Annotated in this window: 10 protein-coding genes; 2 read left to right on the top strand and 8 right to left on the bottom strand. The window is 60.4% G+C overall.

Going from position 1 to position 23477, the window contains the following annotated elements; all coding sequences use genetic code 11:
* Positions 1–16: 16 nt before the first annotated feature.
* The 7 genes from PMI20_RS10540 to PMI20_RS10510 all read right to left on the bottom strand — a co-directional run bounded on the left by PMI20_RS10540 (position 17) and on the right by PMI20_RS10510 (position 11125).
* Positions 17–1252, bottom strand: coding sequence for a fimbrial protein (locus PMI20_RS10540; RefSeq protein ID WP_007928847.1), 1236 nt, complete (start codon positions 1250–1252; stop codon positions 17–19).
* A 123-nt stretch (positions 1253–1375) separates the two neighbouring features.
* Entirely contained in the window at positions 1376–4411 is a 3036-nt protein-coding gene (locus PMI20_RS10535) for a two-partner secretion domain-containing protein (protein WP_007928845.1), read from the bottom strand.
* Between the two features lie 74 nt (positions 4412–4485).
* Complete coding sequence (locus PMI20_RS10530) at positions 4486–6171, bottom strand: ShlB/FhaC/HecB family hemolysin secretion/activation protein (RefSeq protein ID WP_007928844.1); 1686 nt, start codon at positions 6169–6171, stop codon at positions 4486–4488.
* Between the two features lie 79 nt (positions 6172–6250).
* A complete protein-coding gene (locus PMI20_RS10525; protein ID WP_052034493.1) occupies positions 6251–7030 on the bottom strand; it encodes a fimbrial biogenesis chaperone in 780 nt (259 codons plus the stop codon).
* The gene (locus PMI20_RS10520) at positions 7030–9600 is read right to left on the bottom strand and encodes a fimbria/pilus outer membrane usher protein (protein WP_007928842.1); all 2571 of its coding nucleotides are present in this window, start codon (positions 9598–9600) and stop codon (positions 7030–7032) included. Before PMI20_RS10520 ends, PMI20_RS10525 begins: the two co-directional genes overlap by 1 nt.
* 169 nt (positions 9601–9769) lie before the next feature.
* On the bottom strand, positions 9770–10537 hold the full coding sequence (locus PMI20_RS10515; RefSeq protein ID WP_007928841.1) for a fimbrial biogenesis chaperone: 768 nt from the start codon (positions 10535–10537) through the stop codon (positions 9770–9772).
* A gap of 24 nt (positions 10538–10561) precedes the next feature.
* Positions 10562–11125 carry a fimbrial protein gene (locus PMI20_RS10510; RefSeq protein WP_007928840.1) on the bottom strand — a complete coding sequence of 188 codons (564 nt, stop codon included), beginning with the start codon at positions 11123–11125 and terminating at the stop codon, positions 10562–10564.
* Positions 11126–11643: 518 nt separating this feature from the next.
* Between PMI20_RS10510 and PMI20_RS10505 the strand changes: the two genes are divergently transcribed.
* A complete protein-coding gene (locus tag PMI20_RS10505; protein ID WP_007928839.1) occupies positions 11644–12273 on the top strand; it encodes a response regulator transcription factor in 630 nt (209 codons plus the stop codon).
* Positions 12274–12382: 109 nt separating this feature from the next.
* Here the strand turns inward: PMI20_RS10505 and PMI20_RS10500 are convergent, their stop codons facing one another.
* The gene (locus PMI20_RS10500) at positions 12383–12871 is read right to left on the bottom strand and encodes an Hpt domain-containing protein (protein WP_007928838.1); all 489 of its coding nucleotides are present in this window, start codon (positions 12869–12871) and stop codon (positions 12383–12385) included.
* Positions 12872–13667: 796 nt separating this feature from the next.
* Here PMI20_RS10500 and PMI20_RS10495 point away from each other — a divergent pair.
* On the top strand, positions 13668–23393 hold the full coding sequence (locus PMI20_RS10495) for a VCBS domain-containing protein (RefSeq protein WP_284172444.1): 9726 nt from the start codon (positions 13668–13670) through the stop codon (positions 23391–23393).
* Positions 23394–23477: the final 84 nt, after the last annotated feature.

Here is a 23477-nt window from a genome sequence, read left to right as displayed (position 1 = left end):
TTCAACCCTGAATGACTCAGGGGAAGGTAAAGGTGAACTCCGCCGCGCCATCGGCGTCGCCGACCTTGACCTCGGCATCGCTGCCGGTGCGGATGTAGCCGGCCCGCAGCGGGATGATCGCGCTGTCGCCCACCCGTTGCATGTCGTAGCGGGTGCCGTCGTATTTGACCCGCTGCCCGTTCAGGTCGTTGATCATGATGATGCCGAAGCCCTTGGCGCTGTTGGGCGAAGCCGCCAGGTTGAGTACCGACGGGTCGGTGTGAGCGGCAACTTTGTCGGTGAAGGTGATCTGCGGCCTGGCATTCAATGCGCACTGGCTCAGCTCGATGCGAAACGGTACCGGCGACGAGGTCGAACCCACCTTGGGAAAATTGGCCAGGGAGAAACGCCCGAGCTTCACCGGGATGGTCCTGTACGACTCCACCACGCAGGTGTTGGGAACAGTGATCCCACCTCCCCCGCCCATATTGATGATGGCGGGGCCCATCAACGAGTAGGGCTTGCGGCAGATGCCGATGGGCATGTTGTCGCTCGGGATGGTGACCTCCCCTCCCAGGCTGGCCACCCCCTTGAGCAGGTCGACCGCATACAGCATCAGCCCCGAGCTGCCGGCGACACGGTCGATCACCAGCTCGCCGCTGGGCAACTGGCTGGGGGGCACCGTGAGGATCAGCGATTGCAGATAGTTGGTCACCATCAGCGAGCGCTGGTTCTGGCCTGCGCTGGGGTCATAGATAACCTGGTTCTTTTCCAGCGCTACGGGTTTGGACACCTGGGTGATATTCCTGAGGACGCCGTCGGAGGAGTTCACCGCGATCTTGAAACCGATGCCGTCGATGTTGGTCGGGGCGATGGCGTCGGGCAGCGGTGTACCCGCGGTCCAGTATCCGGCAGAGACCAGCTCATGGGCCTTGTTACCCGTAGCCCCGCCATATCGGTAGTTGGTGATCAGGGCCACCGGTCGTTGCCACAGGACGGAGCCTACCGGCGTGGTGCTGGTCAACGGCGTCACTTCCACCCAGGGCCGGCCGGCACCGTTACTGAACGAGCAGTCGATCGCCTGGCTTTCCACCAAGGCGGCCTGGGCCGTCGCGCCGATCAAGCCCGGGAGCAGACAAGCCAATACCTGGGCACTGCGGTAGAACCGACGTACGTGGCCGGCGGGCCTCAACGCCAATAGGTGGGTCATGGGGCCATTCTCCATGCTCTGCTTGAGCCCGGCCGTGTTGGCCGACCGGGTTTCGTTGCTCATGGAAGACCCGCATCGCGGGTCATCCTGAAAGAGGTGATGAATCCTGAAAAACCGATACGCCATGCCTCGGCATGACGTATCGGGAACCCGCGATACCTGGGTATCAGCGGGTGGTGCCGAGGGTTACTGGATGATTCCCAGGTTCATGCCGGAAAGCGGTACCTGGGCAGCCTCGCCCAGTGCCGAGTTGTATTTCATCTCGCCATAGTTGACGCCGACCAGGCCGCCGTAAGTCTGGTAGCTCGGGTAATTGGCGTTGATCTTGCCACTGGCCACCGATTGACGAACTTTGCCCATGTTCAGCCCCACCAGGCCGCCGAGCCTTGTGTAGTAACCGCCGCTCACCGAGCCCAGGGCCAGGGAGTTGGAGATCTGGCCATGGTTCTGCCCCACCAACCCACCGATGTTACTGTCCCGATCACCGTAGACAGTGCCCTTGGCCGTAGCGGTTTCGATAGTCGAGCCCAGGGTGCGACCGTTGGTACCCACCAGGCCACCCACGAAGCTGTTGCTCCCGGCCCGGACTTCACCACTGGCTTCGACCGAACTCAGGTCACCGTCGTTGTTGCCGATCAACCCGCCGACATTGCTGTTGCTGCCTGCCACGACCTTGCCGCGGGCCACGACGTGGCTGACGGTACCGCCGTAGTTGCTGCCGATCAGCCCGCCGGTATTGCTGTTGGCGCCCGCGGTGACATTGGCCAAGGCCTCGGCGGTGTCTATTTTGCCGTAGAAGTTCTGGCCGACCAGGCCACCGACATTGGTGCCCGAAGTGTCGTAGACCGTACCGCTGGTCTTGACGTCGTTCAGCGTGCTGTTCTGGTTGTAACCGATCAGCCCGCCTGCCGAGGCACTGCCGTAACCGTTGACCTTACCGCTGAAGCTGGACTCTCTGACCGCACTGTTGGTGTTGAACCCGATCAGGCCGCCAATGTTGCTGGCGCTGTGACCCTGCACCGTTGCCGAGGAGCTGGACCGCTCGACCGTGCCTGCCTGGTTGTAACCGATCAGCCCGCCTATATTCGTACCCACATAACTGTACGAGTAGTTACCGACTGAACCGCTGCTGGAAGAGTCGGCGATATAACCGCCCCTGTTGGTACCGACCAGGCCGCCCGCACCACCAGCGAAGTTGCGCGCCAGGTACCCGCCGATGGCGACATTCGCCAAACTGTTGGTAATACTCGCGGAACCCGCCCCCCCTGAAACGTTTTCACCGACCAGGCCACCCACCGACGTGGTATAGCTGTTGCCATTCACGTAGGAGTTGCCCCCCACCGATGCGCGATCGATCGCACCGCCAGCATTGAGCCCGACCAAACCACCCACGACGTTGGTGTTCGAGGCGTTGGCGTTGACGCGCAGGCCAGTGGCGCTGACGTTGGTCAGGGTCCCGGTGTTCACCCCCACCAGGCCGCCGATATAGCTGAAGCCCACTCCGGAGGTAGTGCCATTGACGGTCATGTTGGCCAGTTTCAGGTTACTGATACTGCCCGAGTTGCCGGCGAACAGACCAACCATAGGCCCGGTATTGGTCACCGTGAAACCGCTGACGGTATTGCCCAGGCCATCGAAGACGCCAGAGAAGGTGCCATTGCCACCAATGGACTTGAAGTTGCCGTACCCCTTGATGTCGGTCCCCAGGACATACAAGCCATTGAGGTTGTTATTGACCGCCTGCAACTGGGCGGTGTTTTGAATGACATCGTAAAGCGCGCCGTTCGAATCGAACGAGGCCCCGGTACCGGACAGAGTGACCTTCGCGTCCTGCCCCAGGGCATAGCCGCTGCCATGGTTCATCCCGAGGCTGGCATTGGCACCACTGAGGGTCACGTTGCCGTTGAGCCGGATGGCTTTATCAGCATTCATCTCGACCCGGGCCTTGATACCGGTGCTGGCCAGTCCGCCATTGACCTCAATGTCGCGCTTGGAAGACAGCTTCAGCTGATTGCCACTGTTCCAGGTGACGGGACCACCCACCACCACATCGCCGGCACTGCTGGCCAGTTCGATATTGGTGGTCGCCAGGTTGTTCGACAAGGTATCGGCGTAGGCGGTGTCGCTGCCCGATGCCGCTGTCGGATTGACCTTGACCTCGCGCGAGGTGATCTTCCAGCTGCCGGTCTGGCCGTTGCTGGCCTGGGTATTGACCCGGGTCGCCAGTTGCACCTCGGTATTCGCGCCTTTGGTCTCGATCACACCGCCGTTACCCACGGCGCCGATGGCACTGGCGGTCATCGCCCCGCCTACCAGCACCTTGCCCATATCGCCGCCATCGAGGGTGATCTTGCCGGCTGTGCCACGCAGGGTATTGGCCTCGATGGTGCCCTGGTTGTTGACCACGGTCCGCAACATGTCGCCGGCACTCTTGGCGGTCATCAGCACCTGGCCGCCGTCAGCCTTGAGCAGGCCACCGTTTTTCACCAGGGCATCCACTGCGGCACCATCGACTTGCAGGTTGAGCAGGTTGTTGCCGTCGAAGTTCACGGTGAACTTGTCCCCCGCCCCCAGTACCACCCGCCCCATTTGCGCCTGGATCACCCCATCGTTGCGAACGTTGGTCCCCAGCAGCGCCACGTTGCCGCCCTGGTCGGCAATGATGTCGCCGTTGTTGATGATCTCCGCCGACGAGTTGCCCGAGAAATTGTATTTGCCGGCCTTGAAGTCATCGTCGCTGATGCTTCGGGTCGAAGCCACCAGACCACCCACGTTGACCTGGGCGCCCTGGCCGAACACTACGCCGTTGGGGTTGACCAGAAACACCTGGCCATTGGCATTGATCCGGCCCTGGATGTTACTGGCATTGGTTCCGATGACGCGGTTCAGCGCAACCGAGCTTTTACCGGGCTGGTTGAAGGTAACCCTCTCGCCCTTTGCGACGCTGAAGTCGTTCCAGTTGGTGATCAGCTTGTCGGTATGCTGGTTGATCGACATTTCCTTGTTATTGTCGAAGACCAGAATATCGCCCGTACCGTGCACCACGGTTCCCCCCGTCGGCAGGGCGAATGCCGAGGACATGGCGCCCGCTCCCAGCAGGCTGACAGCCGCCACGACCATCCCCTTGCGCGCACCCGACTTGCGCCGGCGACGTGCCCCTTCATGAGCCACATTCCAGCATGCCAGGGCCTGGTTCCAAACCAGTGCATACATTTTGTTCACGGTAACGCCCTCTTCACTAAAGAACGTTCTGCAAACCATTTGCAGAACGACACCACTCCTGCTACGAGCAGGTACTAGAAATATTGCGTCGCGTTCATCCAGACCTGGGGGCGGCGCTCCGGCTTGTCCCGGGTCTTGCCGTTGTCATGCAGCGGCCAGGCGAGCGTCAGGTTGACTTGCTGCGAAGGCCCCGCCCAGCTGGCACCGATACCAGTCGCCGTGATCCGGCGGGTATTGTTTTCGGAGGTCCAGGGTTGGCGGTTGACCTTGACCGTGCCGGTGTCGGCGAAAGCGCTGAGCTGCCAGCGTGGGGCCAGGGCGTAGCGCAGTTCGGTACTGGCCTGCCAGCCCTGGTCGCCGCTGCCGGCACCCAATGGATAGCCACGCACACCGTAGGGACCGCCAAGGCCGAGCTTTTCCGAGCTGTCCAGGTTGCTGTTGGTCCATTGCGCACTCAGCCGGGTATAGAGCTGGAAGCGGTCGCTCAGGCGCTGCAGGCGCGCAGCATTGAGATTGAGCTTGGCGAACCCGCCCGAAGTACCCGCGGTACGCCTGTCCCCGACCTCTTTCTCGCGGTCGCCGAAACGCAGGCGTCCGCTGCCGTAGGACAGATCGAAGAAGTTCTGGCCTCCCCCGAAAACGCGATCCTGGCCGTTGCCATTGAGGCTCAGGGTCCACAGGCCGATCCGTTTGCGGTTGCTGTCCTCGTAGAGGTCGATGTCGTCGCGCAGTCGTTTGTCTTCGTATTGCAGTTGCGCAGTGAGGTCGAAGGTGCGGCTGCGCACTAGCGGCTGGGCGACAAAGAGACTGCGGAAGCTGGCGGTACCGTGGTAGTCGAGGACCTCGAAGTCCCGGCCCACGTGGTAGCTCATTTGCGAGTACGCACCGCCGACGCGGGTCGACCAGGGACCGACCGGTAACTGGTAGGCCGCACGGTAATAACGCTGCGACTCGTCGCTGCGCATCGCCCGCAGGCTGAGCTGGTCGCCGAGGCGCAAGGGGTTGTTGAGGTTGAGGCTGCCGCCCAGGCGGTATTCTCCGGTGTAGTAGCCACCGAAGTTGTCCGCCTCCAGGGTGCCGTTCAGCAGCGGCCCGGGCTCGGCGTCGATCACCAGGTCGGTGGTCCCGTACTCCTGGCCAGGACGCAAGGTGCCGCGGGCCTGGACCCCGGGCAGGTCGCTCAACAGCAAGAGGCTGCGCTCCAGGTCCGCGTCGTATACCGCCTCGCCGCTGTTCAGCGCCGACAACGGCGCATGCACCACCTGATCCAGGGCGCGCGAACGGTTCTGCACTTCGATGCGTCCGTAACGCCCCTCCACCACGGCGATCCGCACCAGGCCGTTTTCAATGTCCTGGGGCGGCAGGAAAGCGCGGGCCAGTACATAACCCCGCTTCTGGTAGTAGTCGGTAATACGCTGCGCGGCTGCGCGCAAACCGTTCAGGTCCAGCTCCTGGCCCTGCAGGTCGGCCAGCAGCGGCTGCAGGCGCTCGGTGGCGAAAACCTGGTTGCCCTCGATGGCAAACGCCTGGACCTGTACCCGGATCCCAGAGGTGTCCGGGGCTGCTGGCGCGGTGGGTGTCTCGGCCTTGGGCAGATCCAACTCCAGTTCCGAAGGGACTGGCTGGACCGGCTGGACCGACTCGATGTCACGCATCGCCTGACCGGCGTTAGGTACCTGCAAGGCCAAGGCGATATCGGGCACCGCCAGGGGCAGCAGCGTCGCCAGCACGAAACACGACCCACGCCGCCCCAGACTCATGCCCACCGGTCGCGCACCCTCGGGCGCTCGACCGCAACCGCATGACGATGCACTCGCCGCGAATCTGTCCATCGCAAAACTACTGTTGTAACCGCGCACTTCCACTCAGCGTCTCCCCGCTGTCTATCGCCACCTGGTAACGAACGACCGTCGCATTGGCGACGGCTGCCTTTTTTGTTGCGGGCAGGGCGATACGTGTCGTGCCGAAAGGCTCGAGCGTGATCCCCTGCCAACTGATCGATTGAGCCCCGCTGCCCAGTTCCAACTGCGGGATGGACACGTAGTAAGGCGCCCGGCTGGTGGCCAGCAACGCCATCTGCCCGTCCGCTCCGGGTGCCTTGTCGAGGCTCCAGACCACTTGCCCGATTGCCTCGTCCGCCTTGCCGGCAAGGCCCGAAGGGCGGTACAGCAGCTTCATGCGCATGCGATAGGCCAGGCGCAGCACATTGCTGTCGCTGGTCGTCACCGGTGGCACTTCAAGGAAGTTGATCCAGAACACCGACTCGCGATCGCCGGGCAAGGGTTCGCCGGTGTAACGCACCACCAGGGCGCTACGCTGTTGCGGGTCAAGCCGTGAAATAGGCGGCGACAGTACGAACGGCACCGTCAAACGACTCGGGTCGGCGCGCGTATCCCCCCGGTCCAGCCAGGCTTGCAGGAGGATCGGCGCATCGCCGGTGTTGCCGACCCTGACCGTCAACGCCGGGGTATTGCCCGGGTAAATGAAGCGTGTACCGGTAATGGCCAGCGCCGCCTGGACGTCGGCGCAAAGCGACATCAGCAGCCAGGCCGCCATCAGGCCCTCACAGATTCGCCGAGCCATGGCCGAGGGGCAGCACCAGCCGCCTGCCTGTCGCATCAGCCGTTCCTCGCCTGAGCGGGCGCGCCGGCAGTGTCGGGAGGCAGCGGTCGGCATGGCAGGTCGAACACCTCATAGCCCTTCGCCTCAGCCGCCTTGGCAGACGCTGCATCGCGTTTGGACAAGCGGTAGTCGATCAGGCATTGCTGCCCAGGCTGATCACCCCATTCGACGCGGATCGAGCCCTGGTCCTTTTCGCTGCGCAGCACCAGGCGACTGCCCTGGCCGACCGCGCCCATTTCCACCCCGCTCTCGGCGTCGGTCGCGCTCGCGGCAAACGGCAGGAGCGCGCCATTGGGTTGCAGGCTGTTGATCAGGAAAGAGCGCGCCTTGCGGGTCGGGTAAGACAGCATCACCACGGCTCCCGCCACCGGCGCGGTGTTGCGCGAACTGACCTGCAGCTCGACGTCGTCGGGCATGCCTTGCGGGTCGATATCCACGGTATTGAGCTGGAAAGGCGTGAGGCTGGGCACCACCGCGTAACCGCTGCCATTCACCCGCGCGCCGCTGTAGCCGACACCTGCGCCCTTGGCATGAGGCGCGTAGACCAGGCCGCTGGTCTCGCTCAGGGTCTGGGCAAACGTCAGGCCGCCGGGGTGCAGGATCATGCCGCCGGACGCACCGATGGAGCCCTGGCGGTAATCGCTGCCCTGGGAAAAACTGGAACTTAAGGCCACCTGGGGCAAGGAATAATTGAGACTAGCGTTGTGGCTGGTTTCCCGTTGCTTGTCATCACGGGAAACGGACACGGCATAGGATGCTTTGCCCGCGTCGTCCACTGTCCCGGAAACGCCGCTGGTCAGATGAGTTCCCGTGCTCTGGTCGTGACTGACGAAGTTATTGAGCACCGTTGCGCCCCGGGTCTCACGGCCCAGCGGGATCGTAAGGGTCAAACTCAAGGTCGTATTGCTACTGACTGCCCGACGCCCTGAATACCGGTTCTGACCCAGCGTGCGCTGTACGGCGAAGGAATAGCTATTGCCCCGCCACTGATTGCTGTAACCCGTGGAAAAGCTCAGGGCCTTGCCTTGTCTGTTCCAATAATTGAGCGCCGAACCACTGGCATAGAAATGCCCGCCAGTGGCCTTCAACTGCTGACTGATATTCACATCCAGCCGGTCACGCATTCGGGAGAAGGCTTCCACCCGTTCGCCGCTCTCGACGAAGTCCTGCAACGCGACCGCGTCATGCAGTCCCAAATAACCACGGGTCGAGTAGCGATAAGCCAGTAACGAGAAGTTGGTACCGCTATTGGGCAGGTTCTTGCTATAGGACAGACGCAGGCTCGTCCCCTTCAGACGGCCCCTTCTGGGCACGTTGGTTTTGGCCTGGGTCACATCGAAAGCAAAGCCCCCCACATCGGTATTGAGCGCACTCCCCATCAGCACCGACATATAACTGCCCGTGACAGCACTGCCGATGTACCCGGTAATGTCGTTATCCAGACCGTGCTGGGCTGTCCCTTGCAGCACATACTGGTTATTGCCACGCAGTCCAGGATCGATGATCTGGCCGGCGGTGAAGCCATATCGGGAGTTTCCAGGACGCAGTAACTGAACAGTCGTGGCAAAGGGCACGATGAAGCTGCTGCTCTTCCCGTTAGCCTCGGTCACGGTGACGCTCAGGTCGCCACCGAAGCTGGCGGCCTGCAGATCGCTGATCTCGAATGGCCCTGGCGCCACCGAGGTTTCGGAGATCAGATAACCGCGCTGATAGACCGACACCTTGGCGTTCGAACTGGCTGTACCGCGCACCACAGGTGCGTAATAACGATCAGTGTCAGGAAGCATCCGATCGTCACTGGACAACTGCACACCACGGAACGACACCGAGTCGAACAGATCCGCATCGGTGGCGCTCTCTCCCACCAGCAGCTGCGAGCGCCAGCCTGGCAGCTCGGTCTGGGCATAAACTTGCCCGCGCTGATAATGGCCACCCGTTTGCGGCGACCAGGTCAGGGTGCCGTTATGCCGCAAGCGCACCGAGCCGGCATTGACCCCCATGTTCAGCCCGGCATAACCATTGGTCATGGTGCGGCCGCTGTTTTGCACGCTGAACAGGTTAGTGTTGTAGTTGAGTAGCCCCGCGGAAACGCCATGATCCCAATTGGCCGGATCGACGTAGGTTTTCGACAGGTTCTTCTGCAGGAAATATTGTGGGACCGAAAGATCGATCGTCAGCTCCTTGAGATCGATTTTTGTGGTGAGACCCGGAATGTAGCGAGCCAGGTCGGCGCAATAGGTGCCCTCCGGCATGCTTTCTGCGGAAGGTTGCGCCGAAGCCGCCTTGTCCAGATCGATACCAGCGCGGACCAGCAACGAACGCTCATAACAAGGCTGGCCGCCTTGCGGCCCATGCGTGTCGCGAAACTCGATGTTCTGCGTGGCACGCCACTGACCATTTACCAGCAGGTCGATACGGTAATTGCCCGGAATGAGAAAGCCCTGGCGCTCAAAGCGGCTGGTATCGATGGGGGCACCTTCGGTCTGAAACAACATCTGCGAATCGAATACCACGCCCTGCCCCGCGGGCTCGGCAGTGGACGTTTCAGCCCATGTTTCAGTCGTCATGACAATAGCCGCCGTAGAAACAAGACATAGAAAAAACCGACCTGAGCTCAAACCGTACGAAACTAACGCACAAGCAAAAACAACCAGATAACTACGCTGGACGTTCAACATATTCGATACCGGCATGCAGCCAGGTCATAGAAATGACAGAACTGCAGGGTGAGAAAAGTTACAGGGACAACGGTTTTTCAAGTACGCGCCGCCCACCGAAGTCATTAATGACCTCGTAATAAACAGAGGCTTTTCGATAAGCCTGAGGAGCCTGTTCGGGCAATGAAAAAAAACCACTACTGAAAGGCGCGATCATTTCATCTTTAACTGCAATCCGTCGCCCATCCAGAGCAACTTCGACCTTGCCGAAAGAAACGTAATACGCCGTCGGGTTGCTTACCTGAATCCCCAGGCGATGCCCGACTTTGCCTTTTCCATCCGAAGGACTGGCTTGCTTGAATTGCCAATCGAGCTTGTTCGCCACCAAGTCCACATCCGACTTCAAGTTCTTGGGTCTAAAGAACACTTTGATTCGAGTTCTGAACGTAAATTGCAAGACATTTTCATCGACTTCCTTGCGCGGAGGCGTTTCCAGTACATTGAGCCAGAACAAGGACTCCCGATCTTCTGCAAGTTTTTCACCCGTATAGGAAACACGCAGTGAAGCCGAACTATCCGGATCCAGACGGATCACCGCAGGGGACAGCAAAAATGGAACCTTTATTTCCTCGGGGCCTTTAGTTGAATCGCCATCATCAATCCAACTTTGGGCCAATGCAGCAGAGGCACCGGTATTGTTCATTTTTATAGTAACTTCACGAGCATCCGACGGATAAACCAGCCGAGTGCCCTGGATGACTACCGACGCCTGCACGATTCCAGAACATACGCCCAAGAACATGACGCCGAGAACGAAAGAAGAAAAAATACGCGCTTTCGGCGTCATGACCCACTCCTCGGGCGCTGGCCTTTACTTATACGACAGGGTGTATCGAACGAAGGAGTTACCCGAACCCGCGCCAACGCTAGCAGCGGTCGCGACATAGTTCGCCTTGAACTTCAGGGTTGCCGTGTTGCCTGCAACGGTGGCGACCTGTGGCGTGGCCTCCGACATACCGAGTGGGACTTTCGTGCCAGCAGCGACATTGTCGTTGTACACCTGAATCTGCACGCCGGTAGCAGGCGCGGCGCCGATCAGCTTGAGGTTTCCGGTCGCCGCGTCGACGTTGCCCACCTGGTCAAAATCAACGACGACCTTGGTTCCATTGGAACAATCCGCGCCGGACAGCACCAATTGGAAGCCCTTGAACGGAGAAGCATCGCCAATGGCCTTGAAGATCGAAGGAGAGATGCGCCCCAGCTCCACGTTGGTGACGTTGTCTTCACCCGGGGCCTTGCCGTTGATATTGCAAGTCACGTCAGTAATGCTGCCAGAGAAGTTAACCACGCCATCAGTGGCATGAGATAACGAAGGAACAAGTGCGGCAAGCATCAAGCTGGAAGTTGCCAGGGATAGTAAAGATGTTCGTTTCATGTGATTTCCTTGTTCACGTTGATCGGCAAAAGAAGTGCAATCTATTTGATCGTCCTCCCGGTTCAGCCATGACCAAATCACGCCAGCCATAGCAGCCCTAGCCTCTCTCATTCAAAGTCTAAGTCGATTGGTCGACAACAATAGCAAGCCCCCTTGGCAGCCCACGAAGGACGCCCAAAGGAAGCCGTAGCTTACCGATCAACCTTCGAATTTGAATTGAGAGACGGCCGAAGCACCCATCAGAAATATCTTAATAAACCGTCCATTGATTTCGTCTTTACTTATGAGGCAAGACTGTGTACTTCTTCAACGCATTACGTTCAGCTGAACTCTGCCAAGTGCTCGCATCACAGTAGCCTGAGTCAGGCTAACTAACTAATCAATAAAAATGAAAGGAGTCTACCCCGCCGGCCTGCGCAGTGAGCGCCGACAAAAGGCCCAACCTCAATGAGAAGAATTGAATATAGAGAGTAAAAATATAAAACCTACACGCATAATCAATATAGAGAGAGCACACTATGGGATCCATAGTAATAGTCGACGACCACCCCCTGGTCAGAGTCGCATTGAAAGTCATTCTTGAGCGTAACGGTCACAATATCGCCGCCGAGGCAGACAATGGCGTCGATGCCATTCAAGTCGTTCGCATACATAAACCGGACCTGGTGATACTTGACCTCGATCTACCGCAACTGGACGGGTTATCGGTACTCACTCACTTCAAGGCAAATAACTTCCTGGTAAAAACGCTGATATTGACTTCCAGTGACTCAAAGAATTTTGCCGTACGTTGTTTGCATGGAGGCGCAGCAGGTTTCATTTGCAAGGACGAAGCGCTGGATGAGGTCGGAGATGCAGTAAAGGCACTGTTATCGGGGCATACCTATTTCCCTGAAAGTTCTCTGCTCCTGTTGCAGGAAAGCATTCACACCAACCAGATGCAAAGTATTGCCGCTTCCCAGCTGACCAACAGGGAAATCACCACATTAAGGTTATTGGCACAGGGTCTTAACAATAGGGAGATTGCAGCGACTCTGCTTATCAGTCATAAAACGGTCAGCACTTACAAAGTAAGACTCTTGAAGAAATTCAACACCACCAACCTTCTGTCCCTGATTGAAATAGCCAGGCAGAAAGGAATCATATAGGCCTCTTGCGAAACCCAGCAGCGCATGGACATCTGTCCGTTTCAGAATCGGCGTCTTATCGGTTTTGCGACGGGACATCGAGTACTACTCCCTTAGAGCAGCAGAGGAATCAGCGCTCACGAGGCAGTTCTCTCAGATTGATTGGCCCATCATCCTGTATGGCTACAAGACAGATGTCCTTGAGGTTGAGCAACGCCTGCTCGACCAACTGCACCCTTTCCAACAGCACCGGCCAACTCCCCGCGAGACTGACGTCCCTCAACTGCTGGCAGCTGGAAATCAGCGGCTGGTACTTCAACACACAAGCTGCACCCGCCATCTTGTGGCACAGCCTGGCAATGGCCTGCCGATCGTTTTGTGCGCAGTACGCCCGCAACAACTCGAGGTCTTTGATCTGGTAGGTCCTTACGTCGTCTATGAGCCGTCGTGCGATTTGTTCATTGTCGCCAGCAAGGTCCATGAGCCTGCCAAGCACCTCTAGCAACGACACGGCGGAACCGACCCGGATAGCCTGAAGCACCTCGTCATCCGCGCTCACGCCCGCGTTGAAATCTGCCGCCTCCGGCGTTGCACCGGCCTGTACATCCAGCCTATTCATATCCGCCTCCCTGCCTCACCTGAATATGCCACGGTGCATTCACCGAATACGGGTCAGGCTAGGCAAAACTCCTTGAAGCGAATATCAGACATTTCTCAAAGCGCGGGACAGGCAACTTTGTTCAGGGGCGCCACGCCCCAGGCATCGAAATCCGGACAGCCTGAAAAATCCCGACAGAAAAATGCTCTGGAGTTTTTTTAATAACTGACACTGCAGTTTGCCGCTGCCCAGCACTGGCAGACGCAGCCAGCCCTTGCCACATAAGGGTTTCAGCTCATTGAGCCGCATCAGTGCCGGGTGCTTGCGAGCATTTCGCCAAAAACACATCGACATAATATTGACACCAAAACATCCGCCCGTCGGAATATTGGCACTTCGTGCTGTTACTCCCGGTTAACACCTTTACAAGGCCTGACCCCACAACTAAACAACTATCAAACTGATATCAGGAAAGGCCGTATCCCTGAATCAGAACGACCCCAAGACACGGCTTCATCCAGCCATTACTTCAGGAGTCCCTTTCATATGGGTGCTCTCAGGCTATTGCGCACCATGCGCAGCGCAGCCCCGGGCTTGGGCCCATGTTCGCCCAACCGCGCCTGCGATTCGCTTCTCAAGCACGGCGAACTTCTTCACCTGCACGCCATCTGCGTCCCTCTTCCGGCAGGCCCAGGCGGCCGACGATGTCCGGGATCAGCTCGCACCGCTCCTTGACACCCTGAGCGGTACAAGCACGGGACTTCGTCCTGTCAACAGGACCTGGCAATTCTAAAAAAAGCATTTTCGGGAGAAAGACATGGCTACCACCACAACGACCAGCGGCGGCACCACAACCTCGTTTTCCAATACACCGCAGGCGCAGGACGACATTTTCACTACCGGCGTCATTGGCACGAGCAGCGCAAGCATCACTGAAGACCTGCTGGGAGTCGTGTATCTGGACATCATGTCCAATGACCTGGGCGGCAATGCAAAGACACTCTGGTCACTCGATAACGCAACCAGCCTTTCTACTGCCACCAAGGTTTATGCTCCGGCCGATCTCCTGGTCCAGGACACGGGCAGAGTCGAGGCGACGAGTTCCGACACCAGCTTCAATGGCGCAAAAATCTGGATTACGTCGGATGGAAAAGTCGGCTACGACGCCGCGACCTTATCGACTGCTTTCAAGGCGCAACTTCAGGCGCTTGCTGCCGGAGCATCCCTGACAGACAGCTTTACGTATGCGATTCGTCTCGGCAATGGCACGCTCAGCTGGGCCACCGCGCAGGTGCAGTTTGCAGGTGCGAATGACAGCGTGACGATGAGCCTTGGCGCCCAGGCCGGTACCGCAACCGAAGATGCGGCCACGACACCTAGCCCGACCGACTCGCACAGCGCGACGGGCACGATTGCGTTTAACGATGTCGATCTGAGCGACACGCATACCGCCTCTTTCGTGGCGGCGCCAGGCAATGCCACAGCGCTGGGCAACTTCGTCCTCGCTTCGGTGACTGAAGCCGCCAATGCGGCCAACGGCACCGTCAACTGGACTTATACCTTGAATAACGCGGCAGCCCAGTCCTTGGCCCAGGGGCAGACAGCCAGCGAAACTTATGTGGTCACCATCAGTGACGGGCATGGCTCGTCGACAACGCAGAATGTGATCATCACCATCACCGGCACCAACGACCAGGTGCAAATCACCAGCGACGTGCAGGCCGGAGATGCCAAGGAAGACAGCGGCGACTACGCTGCCAGCGGCAACATCACCTTTACCGACGCCGACCTGATCGACACCCACAGCGTTACCGTCACACCGGGCGCTTCGGGCTACCTGGGCAGCTTCACTACAGACCCGCTGAACGACAGCACCAGCACGGGCAGCGGCTCGCTGGGCTGGCACTTCGCGGTAGACAACGCCGCCCTGCAGTTCCTGGGTGAAGGCCAGACCCTCACCCAGACCTATAACGTGGCGATCGGCGACGGCGCGGTGCAAACCGTGACCATTACGATCACCGGCACCAACGACCGGCCGACGCTGACGATTGCCGACACTGCCGGCGCCATGAGCGAAGGCAACGCTGCGGCCACACTGAGCGACAGCAGCGCCCTGAGCTTTGCCGACCTGGACAACATCGACGCGGTGACGGTGTCGCACACCGCCAACGGCAACATCGCCTGGAGTGGCGGCACGCTCAACGCGGGCGTGGCTTCGGCGCTGGTGGCCGGCTTCTCGGTCGATCAGAACAGCTGGGACTACAGCAGCAACCAGAACCTCGACTTCCTCGGCGCGGGTGAAACCATCACCTTCTCGTACACGGTCGTCGCCACCGATGACAGCGGCGCGGCAAACGCGACCTCGGCGACGCAGACCGTCAGCATCACCATTACCGGCAGTAACGACGCCCCGGTGCTCAATTTCGCAACGGGCAATGATCTCGGCGCCGTGCAGGAAGACACCGCCCTCAGCGTCAGCGGCCAGTTCAGCTCGGCTGATATCGATCACGCTGCCACGGCCACCTGGAGCATCGTCGGAACAAACACCGGCACCTACGGTTCGATCGCCGTGGACAGCACCGGCCAGTGGACTTACACCCTGGCCAACGGCAGCGATGGCGTTGCCGGGGCAGTGCAATCGCTGAAGGCAGGCGAGAGTCACGACGAAGTCTTCAGCGTGCAGGTCAGTGATGGCCTAGGTGGCGTCGATACCCAGCAGGTGACCGTTACTGTCACCGGCAGCAACGACGCGCCAGTGATCAGCTTCGCCAGCGGCAATGATGTCGGCGCCGTGAAAGAAGACACCACACTCAGCGTCAGCGGCCAGTTCAGTTCGACCGATATCGACCACAATGCCACGGCCACCTGGAGCATTGCCGGGTCAAACACCGGCAGCTACGGTTCGATTGCCGTGGACGGCAGCGGCCAGTGGACCTACACCCTGGCCAACGGCAGCGATGGCGTTGCCGGGGCGGTGCAATCGCTGAAGGCAGGTGAGAGTCACGATGAGGTATTCAGCGTACAGGTCAGCGATGGCCTGGGCGGCGTCGACACCCAACTCGTGACCATTACTGTCACCGGTAGCAACGACGCGCCGGTACTCAGCTTTGCACCAGGTAATGATGTCGGTGCTGTGCAGGAAGACTCCACCCTCAGCGTCAGCGGCCAGTTCAGCTCGGCCGATATCGATCACGCTGCCACCGCCACCTGGAGCATTGCCGGGTCAAATACCGGCAGCTACGGTTCAATCGTCGTGGACGGCAGCGGCCAGTGGACTTACACCCTGGCCAACGGCACTGATGGCGTTGCCAGTGCGGTACAGTCACTGAAGGCGGGCGAAAGTCATGATGAGGTGTTCAGCGTGCAGGTCAGCGATGGCCTAGGTGGCGTCGATACCCAGCAGGTGACCGTTACTGTCACCGGCAGCAACGACGCACCCGTGCTCAGCTTTGCACCAGGTAATGATGTCGGTGCTGTGCAGGAAGACTCCACCCTCAGCGTCAGCGGCCAATTCAGTTCGACCGACATTGACCACGATGCCGCGGCCACCTGGAGCATCAATGGCTCGCCAACTGGCACCTACGGTTCAATCGCCGTGGACGGCAGCGGCCAGTGGACCTACACCCTGGCCAGCGGCACCGATGGCGTTGCCAGTGCCGTGCAATCGCTGAAGGCAGGCGAGAGTCACGACGAAGTGTTCAGTGTGCAAGTCAGTGATGGCCTCGGCGGTGTGGATACCCAACTGGTGACTGTCACTGTCACTGGCAGCAACGACGCACCGGTGCTCAATTTCGCGCTAGGCAATGATGTCGGCACCGCGCAGGAGGACACCACCCTCAGCGTCAGCGGTCAGTTCAGCTCGACCGACATCGACCACAATGCCACCGCCACCTGGAGCATCGTCGGAGCAAATACCGGCGCCTTCGGTTCGATCGCCGTCGACAGTACCGGCCAATGGACCTACACCCTGGCCAACGGTAGCGATGGTGTTGCCAGTGCGGTGCAATCGCTGAAGGCGGGCGAGAGCCATGACGAAGTGTTCAGCGTACAGGTCAGCGATGGCCTGGGTGGCATGGATACCCAGCAGGTGACCATTACCGTCACCGGCAGCAACGACCAGCCAACCCTGACCATTGCCGACACCGCCGGCGCGATGAACGAAGGCGATGGCACTGCCACACTGAGCGATAGCGGCGCCCTGAGCTTTGCCGATGTGGACAATACCGACACGGTGACCGTGTCGCACACCGCCAACGGTGACATCGCCTGGAGCGGCGGTACACTCAATCCGGGCGTGGCTTCGGCACTGGTGGCCGGCTTTTCGGTCGATCAGAACAGCTGGGACTACAGCAGCAGCCAGAACCTCGACTTCCTCGGCGCCGGTGAAACCATCACCTTCTCGTACAGGGTGGTCGCCACCGATGACAGCGGCACGGCTAACGCTGCCTCGGCGACACAGACCGTGACCATCACCCTCACCGGCACCAACGACCAGCCAACCCTGACGATTGTCGACACCACCGGAGCGATGAACGAAGGCGACGGCAGCGCTACATTAAGCGACAGCGGCGCCCTGAGCTTTGCCGATCTGGACAGCACCGACGTGGTGACGGTATCGCACACCGCCAACGGCGACATCGCCTGGAGTGGCGGCATACTCAATGCGAGCGTGGCTTCGGCACTGGTCGCCGGTTTTTCGGTCGATCAGAACAGTTGGGACTACAGCAGCAGCCAGAACCTCGACTTCCTCGGCGCCGGTGAAACCATCACCTTCTCGTACACGGTGGTTGCCACCGATGACAGCGGCGCGGCTAACGCGGCTTCGGCGACGCAGACGGTCAGCATCACCATTACCGGCAGCAATGACGCGCCGGTACTCAGCTTCGCCAGCGGCAATGATGCCGGTGCCGTGAAGGAAGACACCACCCTCAGCGTCAGCGGTCAGTTCAGCTCGACCGATATCGATCACGCTGCCACGGCCAGCTGGAGCATCGAAGGGTCAAACACCGGAGCCTACGGCTCGATCGCCGTCGATAGCAGCGGCCAATGGACCTACACCTTGGCCAACGGCACCGATGGAGTCGCCAGTGCCGTGCAGTCTCTGAAGGCGGGCGAGAGTCATAATGAGGTGTTCAGTGTTCAAGTCAGTGATGGTCTAGGTGGCGTCGACACCCAACTGGTGACCGTTACTGTCACCGGCAGCAACGATGCGCCGGTACTCAGCTTCGCCACCAGCAACGATGCCGGTGCCGTGAAGGAAGACACCACCCTCAGCGTCAGCGGTCAGTTCAGCTCGACCGATATTGACCACGATGCCACCGCTACCTGGACCATCAATGGCTCGCCAACTGGCAGCTACGGTTCGATTGCCGTGGACAGCAGCGGCCAGTGGACCTACACCCTGGCCAACGGCACCGATGGCGTTGCCAGTGCCGTGCAGTCTCTGAAGGCGGGCGAGAGTCATAATGAGGTGTTCAGTGTTCAAGTCAGTGATGGTCTAGGTGGCGTCGACACCCAACTGGTGACCGTTACTGTCACCGGCAGCAACGATGCGCCGGTACTCAGCTTCGCCACCGGCAACGATGCCGGCGCCGTGAAGGAAGACACCACCCTCAGCGTCAGCGGTCAGTTCAGCTCGACCGATATTGACCACGATGCCACCGCTACCTGGACCATCAATGGCTCGCCAAATGGCAGCTACGGTTCGATCGTCGTGGACAGCACCGGCCAATGGACATACACCTTGGCCAACGGCACCGATGGCGTTGTCAGTGCCGTGCAGTCTCTGAAGGCCGGCGAAAGTCATGACGAAGTGTTCAGTGTGCAAGTCAGTGATGGCCTGGGCGGCGTCGACACCCAACAGGTGACCGTTACCGTCACCGGCAGCAATGACGCACCGGTGCTCAATTTCACGCTAGGCAATGATGTCGGCACCGCGCAGGAAGACATCACCCTCAGCGTCAGCGGTCAGTTCAGCTCGACCGACATCGACCACGATGCCACGGCCACCTGGAGCATCGTCGGAACAAATACCGGCAGCTATGGCTCGATCGCCGTGGACAACAGCGGCCAGTGGACCTACACCCTGGCCAACGGCACCGATGGTGTTGCCAGTGCCGTGCAGTCGCTGAAGGCCGGCGAAAGTCATGACGAAGTGTTCAGTGTGCAGGTCAGTGATGGCCTCGGCGGCGTGGATACCCAACTGGTGACTGTCACTGTCACCGGTACCAATGACACTGCCGTGCTTTCCTCGGCCAGCGTCACGCTGAGCGAAACCAATGCTCCGCTGACCACCGGCGGCAGCCTGACCGTCAGCGATATCGACAGCCCGGAAAGCTTCCAGGCGCAAATCGACACTGCCGGCAACTATGGCCAATTCTCCATCGGCACCGGCGGTGCCTGGACCTACGCCGCCGACTCCGCCCACAACGAGTTCACCGCAGGTACCACCTACACCGACACCTTCGCGGTAAGCAGTGCCGACGGCACCCTGACTTCGGTCACGGTACATATCCTCGGCACCAACGATACCGCCGTGCTGTCCGCCGGCATCGCCAACCTCACCGAGACCAATGCAGCCACTGACATTTCCACCGCCGGCACCCTGACCATCAGCGACGTCGACAGCGCCGCGACCTTCGTCGCCCAGACCAACACCGTCGGCAGCTACGGCCAATTCTCCATCGGCACCGGCGGTGCCTGGACCTACGCCGCCGACTCCGCTCACAACGAGTTCGCCGCAGGCACCACCTACACCGACACCTTCGCGGTAAGCAGTGCCGACGGCACCCTGACTTCGGTCACGGTACATATCCTCGGCACCAACGATACCGCCGTGCTGTCCGCCGGCATCGCCAACCTCACCGAGACCAATGCCGCCGTCGACATCTCCACCGCCGGCACCCTGACCATCAGCGACGTCGACAGCGCCGCGACCTTCGTCGCCCAGACCAACACCGTCGGCAGCTACGGCCAATTCTCCATCGGCACCGGCGGTGCCTGGACCTACGCCGCCGACTCCGCTCACAACGAGTTCGCCGCAGGCACCACCTACACCGACACCTTCGCGGTAAGCAGTGCCGACGGCACCCTGACTTCGGTCACGGTACATATCCTCGGCACCAACGATACCGCCGTGCTGTCCGCCGGCATCGCCAACCTCACCGAGACCAATGCAGCCACTGACATTTCCACCGCCGGCACCCTGACCATCAGCGACGTCGACAGCGCCGCGACCTTCGTCGCCCAGACCAACACCGTCGGCAGCTACGGCCAATTCTCCATCGGCACCGGCGGTGCCTGGACCTACGCCGCCGACTCCGCTCACAACGAGTTCGCCGCAGGCACCACCTACACCGACACCTTCGCGGTAAGCAGTGCCGACGGCACCCTGACTTCGGTCACGGTACATATCCTCGGCACCAACGATACCGCCGTGCTGTCCGCCGGCATCGCCAACCTCACCGAGACCAATGCCGCCGTCGACATCTCCACCGCCGGCACCCTGACCATCAGCGACGTCGACAGCGCCGCGACCTTCGTCGCGCAAACCAACACCGCCGGCAACTACGGCCAATTCTCCATCGGCACCGGTGGCGCCTGGACCTACGTCGCCGACTCCGCCCACAACGAGTTCGCCGCAGGTACCACCTACACCGACACCTTCGCGGTGAGCAGTGCCGATGGCACCCTCACTTCAGTCACGGTGCATATCGCCGGCAGCAATGATTTGCCGACTATCACCTCCAACGGCGGTGGTACGACGGCTTCGATCAACGTCGCGGAGAACACCGCAGCGGTCACGACAGTGGCGGCAACCGATGTTGATCTACCCGCACAAACACTGAGCTACAGCATCGTCGGCGGAGCGGATGCCGCGAAGTTCTCGATCGTTTCAGGCACAGGTGCGCTGAGCTTTATTTCCGCACCCAACTTTGAAGCGCCGGCGGATTCGGGAACGAACAATGTCTATGACGTGATTGTGCGGGCGTCGGACGGCACGCTGTTTGACGACCAGGCGATCGCCGTAACCGTGACGGGCGTCAACGACAACAGCCCGGTGATCACCTCCAACGGCGGTGGTGCGACGGCTTCGGTCAGCGTGGCGGAAAACACCACAGCGGTCACGACGGTGGTGGCGACCGATGCCGATCTACCAGCGCAGACGCTGAGCTACTCGATCCTGAATACGGCCGGGACGGACTTCGGCAAATTCTCTATCAGTTCGAGCGGAGTGCTGACGTTCAATTCGGCGCCCGATTACGAGAATCCCCAGGATATCGGTGGTACCGACGGCGACAATGCCTACGTCGTGGACGTTCAGGTGGCCGACGGCAATGGCGGAACCGATACGCAGACCATTACGGTGAATGTGCAGAACGTCGTCGAGACGCCTGTCGATAGCGTGGCGCCAACGGTGACAGTGACAGGGACGGCCTTAGGCAGTTCGATCGGCTCGACGTCGACGGTCACATTCCAGTTCAGTGAGACAGTGAGCGGTTTCAACCTCTCGGATGTCTCGGTGACTACGACGAGCGGAGCGCCCCGCGGAACCTTCAGTAACTTTACCCAGGTCGATGGCGATACCTACACCGCGACGCTGACCAGAACGCTGGGCGGTAGCATAAAAGTCGACGTTGCCGCGAACAGCTACACCGACCTGGCAGGTAATCCCGGGGCTGCCGGGAGCAGTGCAAACCTTCCGGCAGGCGTTGCCGGCGAACCCATCAATCTGGCCCTCGACATTCCACTGGCCGAGATTAACGGCCCCGTAACGGTGGCCATCAGTGGCATTCCTTCGGGGTGGGTGTTCAATGCTGGAACCGACAACGGCGACGGCACCTGGACCGTGCAGACCAACGATCCCGGCGCCTTGACCGTGACAACCCCAAGCGACTTCGCAGGTGCGTTGGTACTTGATGTCAACATGTACTGGAGCAACAGTGACGGCAGCACCGCAAGCGCCTACGTGTTCAACAACGTCGAAGTCTATGCCCCAGGCTCGCCGATCTTTGCCTTGTCCGCTGATGACAACCTGACCGGTTCGTCCGGTGCCGACACGTTCGTCTTCGCCCAGCCAATCGGTAACAACCAGATCTACAATTTCGACGTCATGGCGGACAAGATCGACTTGATCGGCTTCACAGGCGTCACCACCTTCGCTGACTTGAGCATCAGCAACGACGTAAACGGCAATGCCCTGGTCAGCATCGGCTCCGGCCAGACGGTCACCTTGAGAGGTGTCGATGCAGCGGACCTGAGCGAAGCGAACTTCCAGTTCGATAGGGACCCGCTTACCAGCAATACCGGCACCCTCACCATTGCCGACGGCGCGATCATGCCGTTCGGTGGCAGCCTCGATAATAGCGGCACCATCGAACTCGGCTCCGCTGGCAACGAGACCCGTCTTGAGATTCTGTTCCGTGGCGCGACCTTGACCGGTGGCGGCCAGGTGCTGCTATCCGACAACGCGCAAAACGTGATTTTCGGCGGTAGCGCCGACACCGTGCTGACCAACGTCGACAACCGCATTTCCGGCGCCGGCCAGTTGGGCGCCGGGCAAATGATACTGGCCAATGCGGGGCTGATCCTCGCCAGCGGCTTGAACAGCCTGGTGCTCGACACCGGCACCCACACCATCACCAACAGTGGTGTGCTGGAGTCCACAGGCACAGGCGGCATGACGGTGGCGAGCACGGTCGAAAACACCGGCCATCTGTGGGCCAACGGTGGTGACCTGCACCTGCTGGCCGACGTGACCGGCAATGGCAGCGCAACCATCGACGGCAATGCCAGCCTGACCTTCGCTGGCGCCGCACACACCTCCGTCGCCTTTCACGGCGAAGGTGCGGGCTCGCTGGTGATCGCCCAGGCTGAAGCAGCGGGCTCGCTGGTCGGTATCCTCGGCCTCGAGAGCGATGACTTGCTGACGTTCGGCGATCTCGCTTTTGGCGCCAACACCCAGCTCGGCTACACCGCCAACGCCTCTGGCGCCGGTGGCCTGCTGACGGTGGACGATGGTACGCATCGAGCCGAGGTGAACCTGCTGGGGCACTACTCGGTAGAAGACTTCCAGGTCACCGACGGTGGCGAAGCCGGCACCCAAGTCAGCTTCCACGGCGAATCCAGCGGCACACTGGTGGGCAGCATGCTCGCGGATACGCTCAGTGGCGGCGACGGCAACGACATCATCGTGGGTCGTGGCGGCGAGGACACCCTCAGCGGCGGCGCGGGAGCCGACGTGTTCGCCTACCTCAACGCGAATGAAGGCGGCGACCATATCCTCGACTACAACTTTGCCGAAGGTGACACCGTCGACCTCTCCACGCTGCTCAACGCCAACTTCGTCAGCGGCACCAGCCAGGTAGCTGACTTTGTCCAACTGGCGCAGTCCGGCAGCGACATCACGGTGCAGGTGGATCCCGATGGCGCCAACAATGGCAAGCACTTCGTCGATGTGGCGGTGCTTGACCACGCTGGCACCCCCAGCCCCGATCTGGTACGCACCTGGTTCGGGGAGGCCGACCATACGCTGACCGCGTGATGCATTGGGCTGGAGCTGGCTGGGAGGGTCAGTATGCTCGATGTGAATCGAGTGGCCCCGCAGTCAGCTTTTCGAAATCCAGAT

The organism is Pseudomonas sp. GM17, assembly GCF_000282175.2.
Taxonomy (GTDB): domain Bacteria; phylum Pseudomonadota; class Gammaproteobacteria; order Pseudomonadales; family Pseudomonadaceae; genus Aquipseudomonas; species Aquipseudomonas chlororaphis.
Note: the sequence above shows the minus strand (reverse complement) of the source record. Positions and strands in the feature narration are given on the sequence as shown.

Bases quoted from the DNA above. Each gene is read 5' to 3' on its own strand.
- PMI20_RS10495 (WP_284172444.1), top strand. From the start codon at position 13,668: ATGGCTACCACCACAACGACCAGCGGCGGCACCACAACCTCGTTTTCC.
- PMI20_RS10530 (WP_007928844.1), bottom strand. From the start codon at position 6,171: ATGAGTCTGGGGCGGCGTGGGTCGTGTTTCGTGCTGGCGACGCTGCTG.
- PMI20_RS10520 (WP_007928842.1), bottom strand. From the start codon at position 9,600: ATGACGACTGAAACATGGGCTGAAACGTCCACTGCCGAGCCCGCGGGG.
- PMI20_RS10525 (WP_052034493.1), bottom strand. From the start codon at position 7,030: ATGCGACAGGCAGGCGGCTGGTGCTGCCCCTCGGCCATGGCTCGGCGA.
- PMI20_RS10510 (WP_007928840.1), bottom strand. From the start codon at position 11,125: ATGAAACGAACATCTTTACTATCCCTGGCAACTTCCAGCTTGATGCTT.
- PMI20_RS10500 (WP_007928838.1), bottom strand. From the start codon at position 12,871: ATGAATAGGCTGGATGTACAGGCCGGTGCAACGCCGGAGGCGGCAGAT.
- PMI20_RS10505 (WP_007928839.1), top strand. From the start codon at position 11,644: ATGGGATCCATAGTAATAGTCGACGACCACCCCCTGGTCAGAGTCGCA.
- PMI20_RS10515 (WP_007928841.1), bottom strand. From the start codon at position 10,537: ATGACGCCGAAAGCGCGTATTTTTTCTTCTTTCGTTCTCGGCGTCATG.
- PMI20_RS10540 (WP_007928847.1), bottom strand. From the start codon at position 1,252: ATGAGCAACGAAACCCGGTCGGCCAACACGGCCGGGCTCAAGCAGAGC.